We start from the raw sequence: 14861 nt of genomic DNA, 5'->3' as shown, positions 1-14861 counted from the left end.
CCTTGCGGGGCGCTCGACTTGCATGTGTTAAGCCTGCCGCCAGCGTTCGTTCTGAGCCAGGATCAAACTCTCAAGTTGAGAATTCAATCATGACTGATCACTTTGTTCTGAATCGACGAGAACTCTTCTGTACACTCGGCGCTTCACAGCGCCAATTTCCATGGTTCTCGTAATCAAAACGTGACCGTCATTTTCGTCTTCCAACGATTGAAAATCTTGCGATTTTCAATCCGCGAGACCGCCGACCACGTTTCTCTTTCTTCTCATATTCAATTGTCAAAGAACAGACGACAAATGCCAAAACACCGCCGTCACAAAAACCCAAAGACACAAATTCGAGGACCAAACCGAAACTCGGTCCCAACCAGCATTACGCTAATCTGTCGTGGCTTTCTTTAGAACGAGAGGCTTCGTCGCCAGCAGCGCCGCCGCCCTCGTCAGTGACCGGGTTATAGTCCGAGCCCCCCGAAAACGTCAATGGGCCAATTTCATAAAAATGCAAAAATCGAATAAGTTACTGAATTTAAAGAATATAATCTGCGATCTGGCGTTTTATCGCTTAAATCCCGCATCGTTTCCCAACCCACACGCCCAATTTGGCCCTCACCGTCATCCATTCATTAAGAAACTGTGCCCTGCCTTCGTCCTGCCCCGACAAAATCACAATCTGATGGTCTGCATAGATCAGGGAGCGGGTCGATCATCCGGCATGCTTCGCTCAATCCTCACCCTCTATAAAGGGTCTTACCCTCTATGGAGAAACTGACCTTCCATAGAGGGCTTCACCTTCTATAGAGGGGAAGAAATACCCTTTATACAGGAAGCCAGTATCAGCTTGTCCGGCAAAGGCCGCCGGTGGTTTGACTCAAGGCTTCGAAAAGGGCACATCTTGCGGCCAAGCGGCCTCATAGAGAATGGCGTAAAAACAGGACGGGCCCGTTACGGCGGGAAATTTGGTTTAGACGTGGCATGATGACACCCCGCAACATGATCCGATCGCTCGGCAACGATGCGCCTATCCTCGCGGATGGCCGGCGCGCGCCCGACCGTCGCGAGATTTCCATGCGCTGGCTGTCCGGCACGTTTCTGACCGGCATCACCTCCTCCATCCTCATGGGCGTCGCGCTGTTTGCGGCCCTAGACGGCCGCCAGCAACTCGCCATTCCCGCCGAAGCCTATGCCTCGGTCCCGGACGCCCATGACGGTGATGGCGTGACCCGCGGCAAACGTCTGCTCGGCGCCAACATCGTTGCCATGCCGACGGACCGCAAGGTCATGGATGTGGCAACCGTCGTGCATGAGGGCTCCAAGGAAATCATCCGCCGCCAGCCGTTTTCGCACGTGAAGATGCAGCTGGCCGCCAATCACGTCACGACCGAGGACTATCCGTCCTTCAACCCGCTGACGATCTTCTCCACCGGCGAAAAAGGTGGCGACGACGATGCGCCGGTCAACCGCACCGGCCTGATCTATGGTTCGCAGGTCGATACCGATGTCAGCCTGCAGAGCATCCCTTTCCCGTCCACGCGCGGGTCCTATACCTATGCACCCGGCATGTCGCTCGACGAGGTCGAAGAGAACGTGCGCACCAACGGCTCGCTTTTGACAGCCGGCAACAGCCAGGTCTCCGGCCTCGCTTATGTCGATCCGCGCCGTTTCGACAATGAAGACGACCACCTCGACACCACCAATCTCGTGTCCGCCCGCGTGGTCGAGGAAAACATGACCGTGTCGGAACCCGAACCGGTCACCCCGAAAACCCGCGATTATGCCGACGACGTCATTCCGGTGCGCCAGGACCAGACGATCGTCGCGGCCATGACCGCCGTCGGTTATCCCAAGGCGCAGGCAACCGAACTTGCCGGCAGTCTTTCCGACTATCTCGGATCGGACCGGCTTTCGCAGGGCGAAGTGTTGCGCATCGGCCTGATCCAGGAGGGCGAGATGGTGCAGATCGTCCGCGCCAGCATCTACAAGCGTGGCAGCCACCAGATGACGATCGCGCTCGACGATCGCGGCCGCTTCATCGAGGGTCAGGAGCCGATGAAACTTGACGCCGTCGATACCGCCTTCGACGATTCAGCGCCGCCGATGATTGCCGGCCGCGAGCTGCCGCGCATTTACGACGGCATTTTTCGCGCAGCCCTTTCCTACGGCATGACCTCCGAGATGACATCGCTGCTCGTCAAGCTGCTGGCCAGCAATGTCGATCTGCAGGCGCAGTTGCGCCCGACCGATACGATCGAGGCCTTTTTCTCGGTGGCCGACCAGAGCGGCCAGGCCACGGCCAATTCCGAACTGCTTTACGTCAATGCGAAGTTCGGCGACAACAGCACGCGCTTCTACCGTTTCCTCAATACCGACGATAATTCCGTCGATTATTTCGATCAGGATGGCAAGAGCATCCGACAGTTCCTGCTGCGCAACCCGGTTCCGAACGGTCGTTTCACCTCGGGCTTCGGCATGCGCCGCCACCCGATCCTGGGGCGCTCGATCATGCATACCGGTTCCGACTGGGCGGCACCGCGCGGCACGCCGATCATCGCCGCCGGCAATGGCGTGGTGGAAAAGGCGGGATGGGCCGGCACCTACGGCAACCAGACAATGATCCGCCACGGCAATGGCTATGTCTCCTCCTACAACCACCAGAGCGCCATCGCCAAGGGCGTGCGCGAAGGCGCGCGGGTGACGCAGGGTCAGGTGATCGGTTATGTCGGCACCACCGGCCAGTCGACCGGCGCGCACCTGCATTACGAATTGATCGTCAACGGCGCCAAGGTGGATCCGCTGAAAGTGCGACTGCCCGGCGGAAAATCGCTGGACGGCAAGGCACTTGCCCGTTTCGAGCAGGAGCGCAAGCGCATCGACACCCTGCTGGGGCCGAACGGCCAGCCGGCCGATCAGGTTGCCAGCCGATAGTCTCACCGGCTGCACCAATGCACCAGTCCATCACGCTCAATATCGACCCTTATCTCTCGGCCGAAGATTGGCGCAAGGTCGCGGACATTTATCGCGGCATGGACGGCTGGATTGAAGGCGCCAAACACCCATGCTGGTACGGCACAGAAAACGACGCTCGCTGGATCAGCGTATCGTCTGAACCGAGCGGACTGTTGTTCGTGGGCGATATGGACTCGGACGTGTGGACCGCGTGGATGACGACGATATGTGCCCGCCTGACAATGGCGCTCGGCAAGCCGGTGCATGACGCCGAAATGTGAATGGCCGGCAGGCAGGCTTTTCAAAAATCCGACAGTTTAGCATAATCCTGTCAGGCACCTATGCGTGGGGATTGATGACATGAACGATGCTAACGCCGAATATTATTCCAGCGATGTCGCCTTCACCCCGGCGGTGAAGGCCATCCAGGCGCGAAAGGGCTCGCGGCGCGCCTATGCGCACATGGAGGAAGGCGGGTCCTGGCAGACAATAATCCCGGAAAACCTGAAACTGTATATCGAAAGCCGGGTGAGCTTTTATCTCGCAACGGCAAGTGCTGAAGGGCAGCCCTATATCCAGCATCGCGGCGGTCCACCGGGCTTTTTGAACGTGCTCGATGAACGAACGCTCGGTTTCGCGGATTTTGCCGGCAACCGGCAATATGTCACCCAAGGCAACCTGACGGAAAACCCGCGGGTACAGCTGTTCCTGATGGATTATGCCCACCAGCGGCGTATCAAGATCTGGGGCACAGCCAGAGTGATCGAAGACGATGCCGAGCTGATCGCGACACTGAGGCCGAGCGACTATGCCGCGCGCATCGAACAGGCAATCCTGATCTCCGTCAGCGCCTGGGACGTCAACTGTCCGCAGCATATTCCGCAGATGTTCGAGGCGGCGGCGGTGGTGGAAGCGCTGTCGGCGAAGGACAGGCGGATTGCCGAGCTGGAGCGGGAGGTGGAGAGGTTGTCGGTGTGAGTAACTTTTCCAAGAACTTTTACGCAGCCAATACTTCCGCCGTAAATTTCATGGTTTCTGACCTTGAGCCGGAAGCACCGCCGGAGCACCTGCAAGCGGTAACGCGCTAGCTCCGGAAAGAATCTGGCTGCGCGCCTGGATGATTTGGGATTTGACAATCTGGGAGTTCGGTCCGGCAGGAAGCCCTGCGCCAATCTGATCGGCCCTGGCCAGATGCTGGCTAGCCAGATCGAAGGAATTGGTACTCGCCTCCGCCATTGCCCATGAGATTTCGGTAAAAATATTGGTTGAAGCGATCGTGAAAGGATCGAAGCCTTTATATTTACCGAATACGTCGAGCGCTCTTTGAAAGGTCGCTCGGCCATCGCCTATTCTGCCGGTTACGAACATGAGGCCCGCCAGATTCCTCAACGCGCCGACTTCGTCGTCAAGGCCATTTGCCACTTCAAGGGATTTATAGAGAAATTTGGTGGCCGAATCATAATTTCGAGCGATGCCGAGAGCATTGGAGACGGCATAATAATCAGTCGAAGAAATCTGACTCTCAGGGAGTTTATTGAGCAAGTTCTCCGCCTGCTTTGAGAGTAGATTATTTTCCTGGTTTATAAATCCAGAGACGAGTGCGAACGACATCGGGTCGTCAGCGTATTTTTTCAGAGCTTCGAGGTTTTCTTTCGGAAGCGCAGCAAGCCTTTGAATAAGAACCCGAAGTTCCCCTCTCAGCGCGAGCGTGTCTTGCTCTACTGTTCTTTTGTAAGAAACAAATGTCGTCCCGAAAGAAAATATCAATGCAAGGACAGATATGAGAACAGGCACAATCTTGAACCAGATGGAATCTCTTCCCGCCACATTGGTTTCGACGCGCTCAAGGCGCTCCTCGATATCCGAAAACTTCGAAATCGTAGACTCCACAGCAGCTTCTGGCATATAGATACCTAGATGTCCGTCAAGAATACATGATTTAATATCATATATAAAATCAGTTTCCCAGCTGATTGTATGTCCTGACCCCGGCATTTCGGACGGAAGAACAAAGATCCTTGGTAAGATAGTTTTTTTACCGGCCCAAACAAACCTGATGCCGCCAGCCGACAAAAAAACCGCGCCAGTCACCCGGCGCGGTCCATCTCATTCACTCACACTGCGCAAGCCTTACGCCGCTTCGCTCAAACTGCCCTTGACGCGAAACAGCAGCCTGTCCGAACCGGACGTCACCTTGACGGTCGATCCATCCGGGATCTTGCCGCCGAGAATGTCCTCGGCCAGCGGGTCCTGAACGAACTTCTGGATCACCCGCTTCAACGGACGCGCGCCATAGACCGGATCATAGCCCTTGTTGGCCAGCCAGATGCGCGCATCATCGTCCAGTTCCAGTTCGATCTTGCGATCGGCCAGCAGTTTCAGCAGGCGCTGCAACTGGATATCGACGATCGCACCCATGTCATCACGCTTCAGGCGATGGAACAGGATGATATCATCGACGCGGTTCAGGAATTCCGGCCGGAAATGGCCTTTCACCACGCCCATCACCAGTTCGCGCACGCTGTCGCTGTCGTCGCCGTCCTTCATCTGGGTCAGGAACTCCGAACCAAGATTCGAGGTCATGATGATGATGGTGTTCTTGAAGTCGACCGTGCGGCCCTGCCCGTCCGTCAGGCGGCCGTCATCCAGCACCTGCAGAAGAACGTTGAACACATCCGGATGCGCCTTCTCGATCTCGTCGAACAGCACGACCTGATAAGGCTTGCGCCTTACCGCCTCGGTCAGCGCACCGCCTTCATCATAACCGACATAGCCCGGAGGGGCGCCGATCAGCCGCGAGACGGAGTGCTTTTCCATATATTCCGACATGTCGAGCCGCACCATCGCGGTCTCGTCGTCGAACAGGAAACGCGCCAGCGATTTGGTCAGCTCGGTCTTGCCGACGCCGGTCGGACCCAAAAAGATGAACGAGCCGATCGGCCGGTTTGGATCCTGCAGGCCGGCACGCGAACGGCGCACCGCACGCGACACGGCCTGAACTGCATCACCCTGGCCGACAACCGACAGAGCCAGTTCGTCCTCCATGCGCAGCAGCTTTTCGCGCTGGCCTTCCAGCATCTTGTCGACCGGAATGCCGGTCCAGCGGGAAACCACATGCGCGATCGCATCCGGATCGACCACTTCCTGCACCATGGCATTGGCGGAGGTATCCTGCGCTTCGGCCTCGACAAGACGCTTTTCCAGATCCGGAATGACACCATAGGTCAGTTCACCGGCACGCTGGAACTCGCCCTTGCGCTGGGCAATGGCCAACTCGTTGCGGGCGTCGTCCAGTTCTTTCTTCAGGTCGGCGGCAAGGCCAAGCTTCTGCTTTTCCGCCTGCCAGCGGGCCGTCAGCGCATCCGCCTGTTCTTCGAGCGAAGTCACTTCGGTCTCAAGACGCGCCAACCGATCAGCGGAAGCCGTATCGGTTTCCTTCTTCAAGGCCTCGCGTTCGATCTTCAGTTGCATGATGCGGCGGTCGAGTTCGTCCAGTTCTTCGGGCTTCGAATCCACCTGCATGCGCAGCCGCGATGCGGCTTCGTCCATCAGGTCGATCGCCTTGTCCGGCAAAAACCGGTCGGTGATGTAACGGTTCGACAGCGTTGCCGCCGCCACAAGCGCCGAGTCCGAGATGCGCACCTTGTGGTGCTGCTCGTATTTTTCCTTGAGGCCACGCAAAATCGAGATCGTGTCCTCGACCGTCGGTTCCTCCACCATCACGGGCTGGAAACGACGGGCAAGAGCCGGGTCCTTTTCCACATGCTTGCGATATTCATCAAGCGTGGTCGCGCCAACGCAATGCAGTTCGCCGCGCGCAAGTGCGGGCTTCAGCAGGTTGGAAGCGTCCATGGCGCCATCGGATTTTCCGGCACCGACCAATGTGTGCATCTCATCGATAAACAGGATGATATTGCCGTTTTCAGACTGCACCTCGTTGAGCACAGCCTTCAGCCGCTCCTCGAACTCGCCGCGATATTTTGCACCGGCGATCAGCGCGCCCATGTCGAGCGCCATCAACTGCTTGTCTTTCAAACTTTCCGGCACGTCACCATTGACGATGCGCAGCGCCAGACCTTCGGCAATCGCCGTCTTGCCGACGCCGGGTTCACCGATCAGGACCGGGTTGTTCTTGGTGCGGCGCGACAGGACCTGGATCGTGCGGCGGATTTCGTCGTCACGACCGATCACCGGGTCGAGTTTTCCGTCACGCGCGTCAGCCGTCAGGTCGCGGGCATATTTCTTCAGTGCGTCAAAACCCTGTTCGGCATTGGCGCTGTCGGCTGTACGGCCTTTTCGCAATTCGTTGATCACCTGATTGAGCCCCTGCGCCGTCAGCCCCGCCTTCTTCAGGCTGGCAGATGTCGAGGCCGAACTTTCAATGAGAAGCGCCAGAAGCAGGCGTTCGACGGTGACAAAACTGTCACCCGCCTTCTTGGCAGCGTCCTCGGCGGTAGAAAACACGCGCGCAAGCGGCTGCGAAAGATAGATCTGACCGTCGCCGCCGGACACCTTTGGCAGCTTGGCAAGTGCAGCATCATTGGCGATCTTCGCTTCCTTGGCGTTGCCGCCGGCGCGTTCGATCAGCGCGGACGCCATGCCCTGGTCGTCGTCAAGCAGCACTTTCAGCACATGTTCGGGGGCGAACTGCTGGTGGCCGTCGGAGAGAGCCTGCGTCTGGGCAGACTGCAGGAAACCGCGCACCCGTTCGGAATATTTTTCGATGTTCATGCTTATTACCTCCTGAAATCGCCTCGCCCGAAAAGGCACGAAACGACGGTTGGGATCGGGCTCCCGATTGCGGCAAGCCCCAAGGCCGGATCAGCGGCCTCGACAAAAATATGGGAGCGGCTTTTGCGGTTTTAAAGGTGGGCAAACAGGCATTTCGACGATCTCGTCTGGAGGAGAGCGCACCCGCTTACGCTTAATCAAATCGCAACCGAAAATTGAAAGAATGGTTCCTTAACAGGGGACGTGGGGGCACATCCAGACATGCGGCAGACCTTGAAGCCGGCAGCCAGCCAACAGAACCAGTCGCTTGCACGGCCAGCCGCCGAACCTATGGTTTTCGGAGACACCATCGCGCTGTTTGAACCGGCGCGCGATAAGCCCCGAGATATCGCCGTGCTGTTTGCCGGCTCCTTCGGCGTCGAGGACCTCTGCAGTCACCGTTTCTTCCGCATTCTGGCCGAACGTTTCGCCGATCAGGGCATTGCCAGCCTGCGTGTCGATTATCCCGGCACCGGTGACGCGCTGACTGCCGGCGAAGCCGATCTCGACAGCTGGGTAAACACGCTGAGCGCTGCCGCCTTACATTTGAAAAGCCGCACAGGCATCCGCCGCATCGTCATCGTCGCACAGGGTATCGGCGCCCCGATCGCAACCCTTGCCGCCGCCGCCATGCCTGACCTCGTGGCGATGGTGCTGATGGCCCCGGTCGTGTCCGGTCGCCTGCATGTGCGCGAACTTTCCGCCTTCCTCGCCGTTGCGGCTGAAAAGCTGCTTCTGCGGCCGGAGACCGATGCCGAGGCGATCGCCCAGGTGTCATTGCCGCCCATGGTCGCGGCAGGCCTGCGCACCATCGATCTCCTGAAACTCGAAACGCTGCCCGCCGCGGAAATCCTCGTTTTCACCCGGCCGGAGCGTCCGGCCGATGCACAGCTTGCCGACCATCTGCAAACACTCGGCGCCACCGTCACCACCAAAGTCTTTGAGGGGTATGACCGGCTGACGGTAAACCCGCTCCTCGCCGAAGTACCCGAAACCGTGACCGAACAGGCCGTCGACTGGGTCAAGGCACTGGCCGGCGAACCTGTCGACATAGTCGAGCCGGCTGTCGCCACGCCTTCTCCGGCCCGCCAATCCACCTCTCACAGCGGCGACGGTTATCGCGAAACCCCGCTGCGCTTCGGCCGCAACGACCGGCTGTTCGGCATCATCAGCGAGCCAATCGAGGCCACAAGCCACCGGAATGCACAGGTGCTGCTGCTCGCCGCCGGTTACGAGCGCCTGTCCGGCTGGGGCAGTTATTCCGCCCGCCTCGCGCGTGATCTGGCTCGCGCCGGTATTTCGTCGCTGCGGTTCGATTGCTCCAATGTCGCAGACAGCCCTGCCCTGCCCGGCCATGAAGGGCATGTCCTCTACGGTGAGATCCAGGTGGTCGATGCCATGGAAGCGATCGCCTTCATGGCCGCCCGCAACGATGCCCCCGTCATCGTCGCCGGCCGCTGCACCGGCGCCTATCTCGCCTTCCAGATCTCGGTACGGGATCCGCGCGTCACCGGCATGGTCGGCATCAATCCGGAAATGTTCATCTGGCCGGAAAATCGCCCGATCGTCTCGGCGCTGACCAACCAGACCCAGACCCTGAAACATTACGGCAGCCGGTTTCTCGATATCGCCACACTGAAAAAGGCCCTTCGCGGCGAAATCAATCTGGCCAGCAAGGGCAAAGCCATCGGCTCGCGGCTGAAACAGCACGCCATGCGGCCGCTCTCCAAGGCGATCGGCGGCGTGTCCGCCCGCGAACGCGCCGTCTATGCCGCCTTCGACAACCTGCAGCGCCGCAAGATTCCGGTCACCATCCTCTACAGCCCCGGTGATATCGGACTGGAAGAACACGCGCATTTCTTTGGTGAAGGTAAAAACCGCTACCCGACCATCACCACAAAAACCATCCCGGGCACATCGCACACATTCCAGCACGCCCACGCCCGCGCGGCCTATCTGCAGGCGATCGTGGAGCTTGCGGCATCCGTGGCGCGGTGAGATCCAGCCCGGTCGCGGTTTCGTGAGCGCCTATTCAGAAAACCGTGAATGCCATTTTGTCGCAGCATTTCCGTTCCCACATGACAAATGTGAGGTTCGACATCATGTCCGCGTGGTGCCGGGGGTGAACGTCACATGTATCATCAAGAGGTAACGACCATGTCGGAAGACAAGACCACCCAGCTTATCGATATCTTCAAGACCCTGATCCACGACCACGGCCTGCCGCAAGGCGTCGAACACATCAGCGATCCTGAATTCCAGGCCTTTGCTCAGGCCCATGTCGATGAATTCGATGAAGCGCGCGACGAATGCGAAAGTCACTCGACGCTGTTCTGATATTTATGCCCGGACGGAATCTCCTCCGCCCGGGCACTGCGTTTTCGCAAGGCATATGGAAGTCGGCATAACGCCTCCTCCCCCTTAAAAAATCCTATTCCGCAGCCGCTTCCAGCACTCGCGCAGCATAACCTGCGGCGAGCTTGTCCACTTCTGCCTTGGAGCCAAAAATCACCGGCACACGCTGATGCAGGCCAGTGGGCTCGATGTCGAGGATTTTGGCATCACCGATGATCGCCTCGCCGCCTGCTGCTTCCACCAGAAGACCGATCGGATTTGCCTCGTAAAGCAAACGCAGACGGCCGCCGGATGCCGGCTTGTTGCGGTCTGCCGGATACAGAAACACACCGCCGCGGTTAAAGATGCGATGCGTATCGGCAACCATCGAACCAACCCAGCGCATGTTGTGGCCGGTGTCGATCGCCTCCTCGATATAGGCGGCAACCACATCATCCCAGGAGGCGCGGCGGGCGGCATTGATGGCGAATTCCTTCGCTTCCGGCACGATTTTGGCATCGGCCGTGGTCAAGACATAAGTGCCCTCGGCATTGAGGGTGAAGATCTGCACTCCCTTGCCGGTTGTTAGAACCAGCGTCGTCTGCGGGCCGTAAGCCGCATAACCGGCGATCAGCTGATGACGGCCACTCTTCAGGATATCGGCGGCGGTCTTTGCCTCGATGACCGAAAAGATCGTGCCGACAGTCACGTTCACGTCGAGATTGGAAGAGCCGTCGAGCGGATCGAAGATGACCGCATATGTTCCATTCGCATGAATCGCCACTTCCGCATCAAGTTCTTCTGACACGGCAAAGGAAACAGAAGGCAGCGCGCGGCAGGCCTCCAGCAGGATGTCGTTGGACAGAATGTCGAGCGGCTTTTGTGTTTCGCCCTGAACGTTGGTTTCTTCGGTCGCGCCGGTCAACCCTTCCAGCGATGAGGTTTTCAGCGTGTCCGAAATCTTTCGCGTGGCCTCCGCGATCTCGCGCAGCACGGCAATCAGATCGTCGCCGAGCCCCGCTTCCTTCTGGCCTTCGAGATAGGTTTCGAACGTCGTCATCGGCAGCGTCTCCTGAACAGATTGGGTTGTGCAACAGCGTAATGAAATTGCGCATCGCGGTAAATATCGATCGTTACTCGGTAAATCACATAGCGCACTGCAATATGACGGAAATGGGAGAACGCAGGATTTTACCGAAGCGCTGCGGCTTGCACGCGTGAGGGCAGCGGCTTGTCTCGTGGCGGATGTCGGTGGCCAACCGAGGATTGCCGGAGAAACCATCGTGGCAGCAGCGACATCGTTGTCGTAACCGTTATCGGTCAAATGCCATCCGTGAACGCGGAAGACTTGCCCTTGATCGGCACGACCCTAGAAACAAAAGGGCTCGCTGGCCGTTCCCCTTTGCTGCCAGCCGGATGCGACGACAACACAGATGGAGATATTGATGAGTGCCAAACTTGGCCCACACGTGCAAATGGTCAAACTCGCTCGCGAGATGGCACTGAGATATGAAAAGGATAAAAACCTCGCCCTGGAGCCGCTTCTGGCCCACTATCTGGACGAGGTGGAGATCAATATCGCATCGGATACGTTCGACCACCTGGGATTCATGACAAAAATCCGGGATGACCTGCAGCCGGGGACAAATAGCTCTGCCGATGGCCGCCAGAGCGCGTTTCTGCAGGCCGCCGTCGCGGCGCTGGATGAACGCGCCGCAAGGCATGAGCCGCGAGGTTGAACCGGCTGGCCGGCGCGCCTAAAAAACTGTCGGCAGGAATGCACTCCCTGCCGACAGTTCACGAAAGCACGCGAGAAATCAGTATTCTCCGCGTTTCCGTCTGATTTCCCTCAGCATCCGAAGATTTTCACGCGCCTGTTCCGCATTGATCAAAGCCTTTTCCTGATTGATGCGTTGCTCGCGATCGCGGCGGTGCTGCTGCGTGTACATGCATCTGTCATAATCTCCAGATCCCGAACACCACCGTCTGTCACCATGATCGTCTGCCCCGGCCGTCGAGCAACCGCCGAGCGTCAGGGCCAGCAGCACTCCGCCGCTGATCGACATGAGGTTTTTGGGCGCAAGATTGCCTATCGTCATGTTTGACCTTCCTTCTTTTGAAGCGGTTCATCCGGTGGGATTGAGCTTCAGCGCGTGCAAGACGCGCCGCAGGCTCGCCACGGAAAAATCCGTAAGCTCAACGGACCGGTCGATGCCGCCGGATGTCAGTTCTTCAATTTGGCAGCTTCAGCCAATGCGTGGTCCATCTCCGCCTTCGAAAGGAAACCGTCCTTGTCGGTGTCGAGGGGGTCGAAATAGGTCTCCAGGATCGTATTCGCCTTGGCTTCCTCGCGATCGATCTTGCCATCCTTGTTGACGTCGACCTCAACGAACCCGGCATCGAATTCCTCTCGCTGCTTGTCCACGATCGCCTGCATGTAGACACCGAGTTCGGCACGGTCGATCTTGCCGTCCTTGTTCGTGTCCATGCCATCGAAAGCCTTGTCGATCATTTCCTTGTCCGCCGGCTTTTCCTGGGCAAGAGCAGGCAGGCCGGCAATGGTCATGACAGCCAGTGCTGCCGCGAATGTCTTGTTCATGGTCTTTTTCCTTGTCTTTGAGATTGTCCGGGGATGATCAGCGCCAGTCGCGATAAACCGGCCGCCGGCCCTCCCCGCGCCGCTCGTCCCAACGCCGCTCGTCACGCCAGGACCGACGGTCCTCTCGGCGGTCTCGACGGTCCTTCTCAGCCACGCTGCCGATCAGGCCGCCGGCAACGGCCCCGCCGAGGATGGCGCGCGGATCGCCCTTGGAAGCGAGCGCACCTCCGAGCATGCCGATCCCGACCCCAAGCGCGATGGCCCGTTCCTTCTTTCCAGCCTGCGCGACGCCGGGCGTCATGGCCGCGAAAGCCAGCGCAATGGCAAGGGCAGGCGTGCCAAGTGATGTCCTGAGTTTTGTCATATCGTTCTCCTGTGCAACGTGAGCCATCGGCCTCGACGCCACACCAGACTCGGCACCTGACGTTGCGAGAACATTACGTCCGAGAATTTTTGGGGGTTGTGCGATCAGGCAACCGTCGACGGCATGGCGAACAACCTGACGGAGATCTTGCCGATAGCTTGCAGCCCATGGAACATGTCAGGCCACGGATCGAGGTCCCGCGCAACCGCCCCGGGGGGATGCTCGAGGTGAGGAATGCGTCCGCAGTCTTATCGACACCGCCAGGCGATTATCGCATCGCGACTTCGGACCAGACACCACCGCGGCTGCACGACCATTGTCGGCGCAATCCCATCCGAATGAATGCGGCACCAGCCAACGGGTCGGAGCGGTTCATTGTAAAATGGAGCAGGTTCCTCGGGAGCGGTGGCGATTGGCGCCCGCATGCGAGAGATGCATGCACGCCAATGACCGCTGTTTCCGGCAGAGAGACACCTGCCCTTCTGACTGAATTGCAGCCGGCTGAGCAGTGCCGGCTGATCGCATCAGCGGTTCGGTCGTATGATTTCCCGCAAACGAAAAAAGGCCGCCCCTCGCGGAACGGCCCTTTTTCATCTCATATCGGCGAAAAACTTATTCGCCGGCAACCTCTGCCATTTCCGGCTTGGCGTCGCCGTCAGCACCTTCGGCAGCGTCAGCAGCCTTGCGTGGCTGGCGGCGCGGGCGGGCTGCGGCGCGGCGGCGCGGAGCCGCTGTCGCTTCGGCCTCTTCGGCGGCCACTTCGGCCGGCACGCCTTCGATCACCGGCTGCGGGCCGGTGCCATCGTCAACGGCTGCGGCGGCCGGCTCGCGCGGCTCACGCGGCTCGCGGCGCGGACGACGCTCGCGGGTTTCGATGCGCGGCTGGTCGTCCACTTCGGCAGCGGCTTCCGGCGCAACACCTTCTGCAGCGACATCAGCCTTGGCTTCGGCCACAACTTCGTTGCTGCGCTCCTGGCGGTTGCCGCGATTGTCACGGTCCTGACGCTCGCCACGGTTTTCACGATTGCCACGATCATCGCGATTGCCGCGTTCCTGGCGGTCACCCCGGTTGCCCCGGTCGTCGCGATTGCGGTCACGATTCTGGTTCTGCTCGCGATTTTCACGCGGCTGCTGGTCCATGACCGGCTGTGCGCCCGTCGCATCGTCGTAATCGTTGCCGTCGATATCGTCGCCGTCACGATCGTCCTGGCCATTGAAGTCCTGGCGATCCTGATGCTGGAAACGTTCCTGCATCTGCGCCTGTGCGGCGGCAATGATGCGGTTGTAATGTTCGGCGTGCTGTAGGTAGTTTTCTGCAATGACCCGGTCGCCGGAGCTCATGGCATCACGGCCGAGCGTCGAATATTTTTCGGCAATATGCTGCGCAGTGCCACGGATCTTCACGTCGGGACCGGAGCTGTCATAAGTCCGGGTCAGGGGGTTCTGGCCCTTGCGGTTGAAGTTGTTACCACCACCACCGCCGCCGCCATTGTTGTTGTTACCGCGCCCTCGACCACGCTTATTCTGCTGTTGTCCTGGCCTCATCGATCTTTCACCTGAATTCTCTAGTTTTGCTGATAAAAGGGCCACGCTGGCCGTGCCGGCCACGCGCCGGACCAAGGCTTCACTGGCGGCATGCAGACATCATCGTCGCTCTGCTGCTCGTGAAGGTCGGTTTGTCTGATCACGCACCGGGAAAAGCTCAACCCTCGAAGCTCCCGAAAAAAGAGCCGAACTCCGGTTGATCAGTCTTTGAACGTTAACCGTTCATTCCCAGCCGCCCAATGCGTGATCCGAACCTAGCCCGCTTCAAGCGGAATTCCAAGCCTTTTCTTTCGCTTGTGCAAAACGTCC

The 14861-nt window shown here is 58.9% G+C and carries 13 protein-coding genes and 1 rRNA gene; 6 read left to right on the top strand and 8 right to left on the bottom strand.

Going from position 1 to position 14861, the window contains the following annotated elements; all coding sequences use genetic code 11:
* A 16S ribosomal RNA gene (locus ACRQ1B_RS21700) occupies positions 1-78 on the bottom strand; the annotation flags it as partial.
* Between the two features lie 891 nt (positions 79-969).
* Between ACRQ1B_RS21700 and ACRQ1B_RS21695 the strand changes: the two genes are divergently transcribed.
* From ACRQ1B_RS21695 to ACRQ1B_RS21685, 3 genes are all read left to right on the top strand, one after another.
* A complete protein-coding gene (locus tag ACRQ1B_RS21695; RefSeq protein WP_432296133.1) occupies positions 970-2919 on the top strand; it encodes a M23 family metallopeptidase in 1950 nt (649 codons plus the stop codon).
* Between the two features lie 17 nt (positions 2920-2936).
* Positions 2937-3221, top strand: a complete 285-nt coding sequence (locus ACRQ1B_RS21690; protein ID WP_432296131.1) for a hypothetical protein — start codon at positions 2937-2939, stop codon at positions 3219-3221.
* 79 nt (positions 3222-3300) lie between these two features.
* Entirely contained in the window at positions 3301-3918 is a 618-nt protein-coding gene (locus ACRQ1B_RS21685; protein WP_432296130.1) for a pyridoxamine 5'-phosphate oxidase family protein, read from the top strand.
* A gap of 48 nt (positions 3919-3966) precedes the next feature.
* On the opposite strand, the gene ACRQ1B_RS21680 is transcribed toward ACRQ1B_RS21685, so the two are convergent.
* A complete protein-coding gene (locus tag ACRQ1B_RS21680) occupies positions 3967-5031 on the bottom strand; it encodes a tetratricopeptide repeat protein (RefSeq protein WP_432296129.1) in 1065 nt (354 codons plus the stop codon).
* A gap of 39 nt (positions 5032-5070) precedes the next feature.
* Positions 5071-7671, bottom strand: a complete 2601-nt coding sequence (gene clpB / locus ACRQ1B_RS21675) for an ATP-dependent chaperone ClpB (RefSeq protein ID WP_432296127.1) — start codon at positions 7669-7671, stop codon at positions 5071-5073.
* A 261-nt stretch (positions 7672-7932) separates the two neighbouring features.
* Here clpB and ACRQ1B_RS21670 point away from each other — a divergent pair, with 261 nt between their 5' ends.
* Both ACRQ1B_RS21670 and ACRQ1B_RS21665 read left to right on the top strand, forming a co-directional pair.
* On the top strand, positions 7933-9708 hold the full coding sequence (locus tag ACRQ1B_RS21670) for an alpha/beta fold hydrolase (RefSeq protein WP_432296126.1): 1776 nt from the start codon (positions 7933-7935) through the stop codon (positions 9706-9708).
* 135 nt (positions 9709-9843) lie between these two features.
* Positions 9844-10047, top strand: coding sequence for a hypothetical protein (locus ACRQ1B_RS21665; protein WP_432296124.1), 204 nt, complete (start codon positions 9844-9846; stop codon positions 10045-10047).
* 94 nt (positions 10048-10141) lie between these two features.
* Here the strand turns inward: ACRQ1B_RS21665 and ACRQ1B_RS21660 are convergent, their stop codons facing one another.
* On the bottom strand, positions 10142-11104 hold the full coding sequence (locus tag ACRQ1B_RS21660; RefSeq protein WP_432296123.1) for a class 1 fructose-bisphosphatase: 963 nt from the start codon (positions 11102-11104) through the stop codon (positions 10142-10144).
* 385 nt (positions 11105-11489) lie between these two features.
* Here ACRQ1B_RS21660 and ACRQ1B_RS21655 point away from each other — a divergent pair, with 385 nt between their 5' ends.
* Positions 11490-11783, top strand: a complete 294-nt coding sequence (locus ACRQ1B_RS21655; RefSeq protein ID WP_432296122.1) for a hypothetical protein — start codon at positions 11490-11492, stop codon at positions 11781-11783.
* A 78-nt stretch (positions 11784-11861) separates the two neighbouring features.
* Here ACRQ1B_RS21655 and ACRQ1B_RS21650 read toward each other — a convergent pair whose 3' ends face one another.
* The 4 genes from ACRQ1B_RS21650 to ACRQ1B_RS21635 form a co-directional block, all read right to left on the bottom strand.
* Entirely contained in the window at positions 11862-12110 is a 249-nt protein-coding gene (locus tag ACRQ1B_RS21650) for a hypothetical protein (RefSeq protein ID WP_432296121.1), read from the bottom strand.
* Between the two features lie 158 nt (positions 12111-12268).
* Positions 12269-12643, bottom strand: a complete 375-nt coding sequence (locus ACRQ1B_RS21645) for an EF-hand domain-containing protein (RefSeq protein WP_432296120.1) — start codon at positions 12641-12643, stop codon at positions 12269-12271.
* Positions 12644-12680: 37 nt separating this feature from the next.
* Entirely contained in the window at positions 12681-13007 is a 327-nt protein-coding gene (locus ACRQ1B_RS21640) for a hypothetical protein (protein WP_432296119.1), read from the bottom strand.
* A gap of 612 nt (positions 13008-13619) precedes the next feature.
* Positions 13620-14552 (bottom strand): DUF4167 domain-containing protein, encoded by a 933-nt coding sequence (locus ACRQ1B_RS21635; protein WP_432296117.1) that lies wholly within the window; start codon positions 14550-14552, stop codon positions 13620-13622.
* Positions 14553-14861: the final 309 nt, after the last annotated feature.

The sequence above is a fragment of the Endobacterium panacihumi genome (assembly GCF_050847465.1).
GTDB classification, from domain to species: domain Bacteria; phylum Pseudomonadota; class Alphaproteobacteria; order Rhizobiales; family Rhizobiaceae; genus Neorhizobium; species Neorhizobium panacihumi.
Note: the sequence above shows the minus strand (reverse complement) of the source record. Positions and strands in the feature narration are given on the sequence as shown.

Bases quoted from the DNA above. Each gene is read 5' to 3' on its own strand.
- ACRQ1B_RS21695 (WP_432296133.1), top strand. From the start codon at position 970: ATGATGACACCCCGCAACATGATCCGATCGCTCGGCAACGATGCGCCT.
- ACRQ1B_RS21690 (WP_432296131.1), top strand. From the start codon at position 2,937: ATGCACCAGTCCATCACGCTCAATATCGACCCTTATCTCTCGGCCGAA.
- ACRQ1B_RS21685 (WP_432296130.1), top strand. From the start codon at position 3,301: ATGAACGATGCTAACGCCGAATATTATTCCAGCGATGTCGCCTTCACC.
- clpB (WP_432296127.1), bottom strand. From the start codon at position 7,671: ATGAACATCGAAAAATATTCCGAACGGGTGCGCGGTTTCCTGCAGTCT.
- ACRQ1B_RS21670 (WP_432296126.1), top strand. From the start codon at position 7,933: ATGCGGCAGACCTTGAAGCCGGCAGCCAGCCAACAGAACCAGTCGCTT.
- ACRQ1B_RS21665 (WP_432296124.1), top strand. From the start codon at position 9,844: ATGTATCATCAAGAGGTAACGACCATGTCGGAAGACAAGACCACCCAG.
- ACRQ1B_RS21660 (WP_432296123.1), bottom strand. From the start codon at position 11,104: ATGACGACGTTCGAAACCTATCTCGAAGGCCAGAAGGAAGCGGGGCTC.
- ACRQ1B_RS21655 (WP_432296122.1), top strand. From the start codon at position 11,490: ATGAGTGCCAAACTTGGCCCACACGTGCAAATGGTCAAACTCGCTCGC.
- ACRQ1B_RS21650 (WP_432296121.1), bottom strand. From the start codon at position 12,110: ATGTCGATCAGCGGCGGAGTGCTGCTGGCCCTGACGCTCGGCGGTTGC.
- ACRQ1B_RS21645 (WP_432296120.1), bottom strand. From the start codon at position 12,643: ATGAACAAGACATTCGCGGCAGCACTGGCTGTCATGACCATTGCCGGC.
- ACRQ1B_RS21640 (WP_432296119.1), bottom strand. From the start codon at position 13,007: ATGACAAAACTCAGGACATCACTTGGCACGCCTGCCCTTGCCATTGCG.
- ACRQ1B_RS21635 (WP_432296117.1), bottom strand. From the start codon at position 14,552: ATGAGGCCAGGACAACAGCAGAATAAGCGTGGTCGAGGGCGCGGTAAC.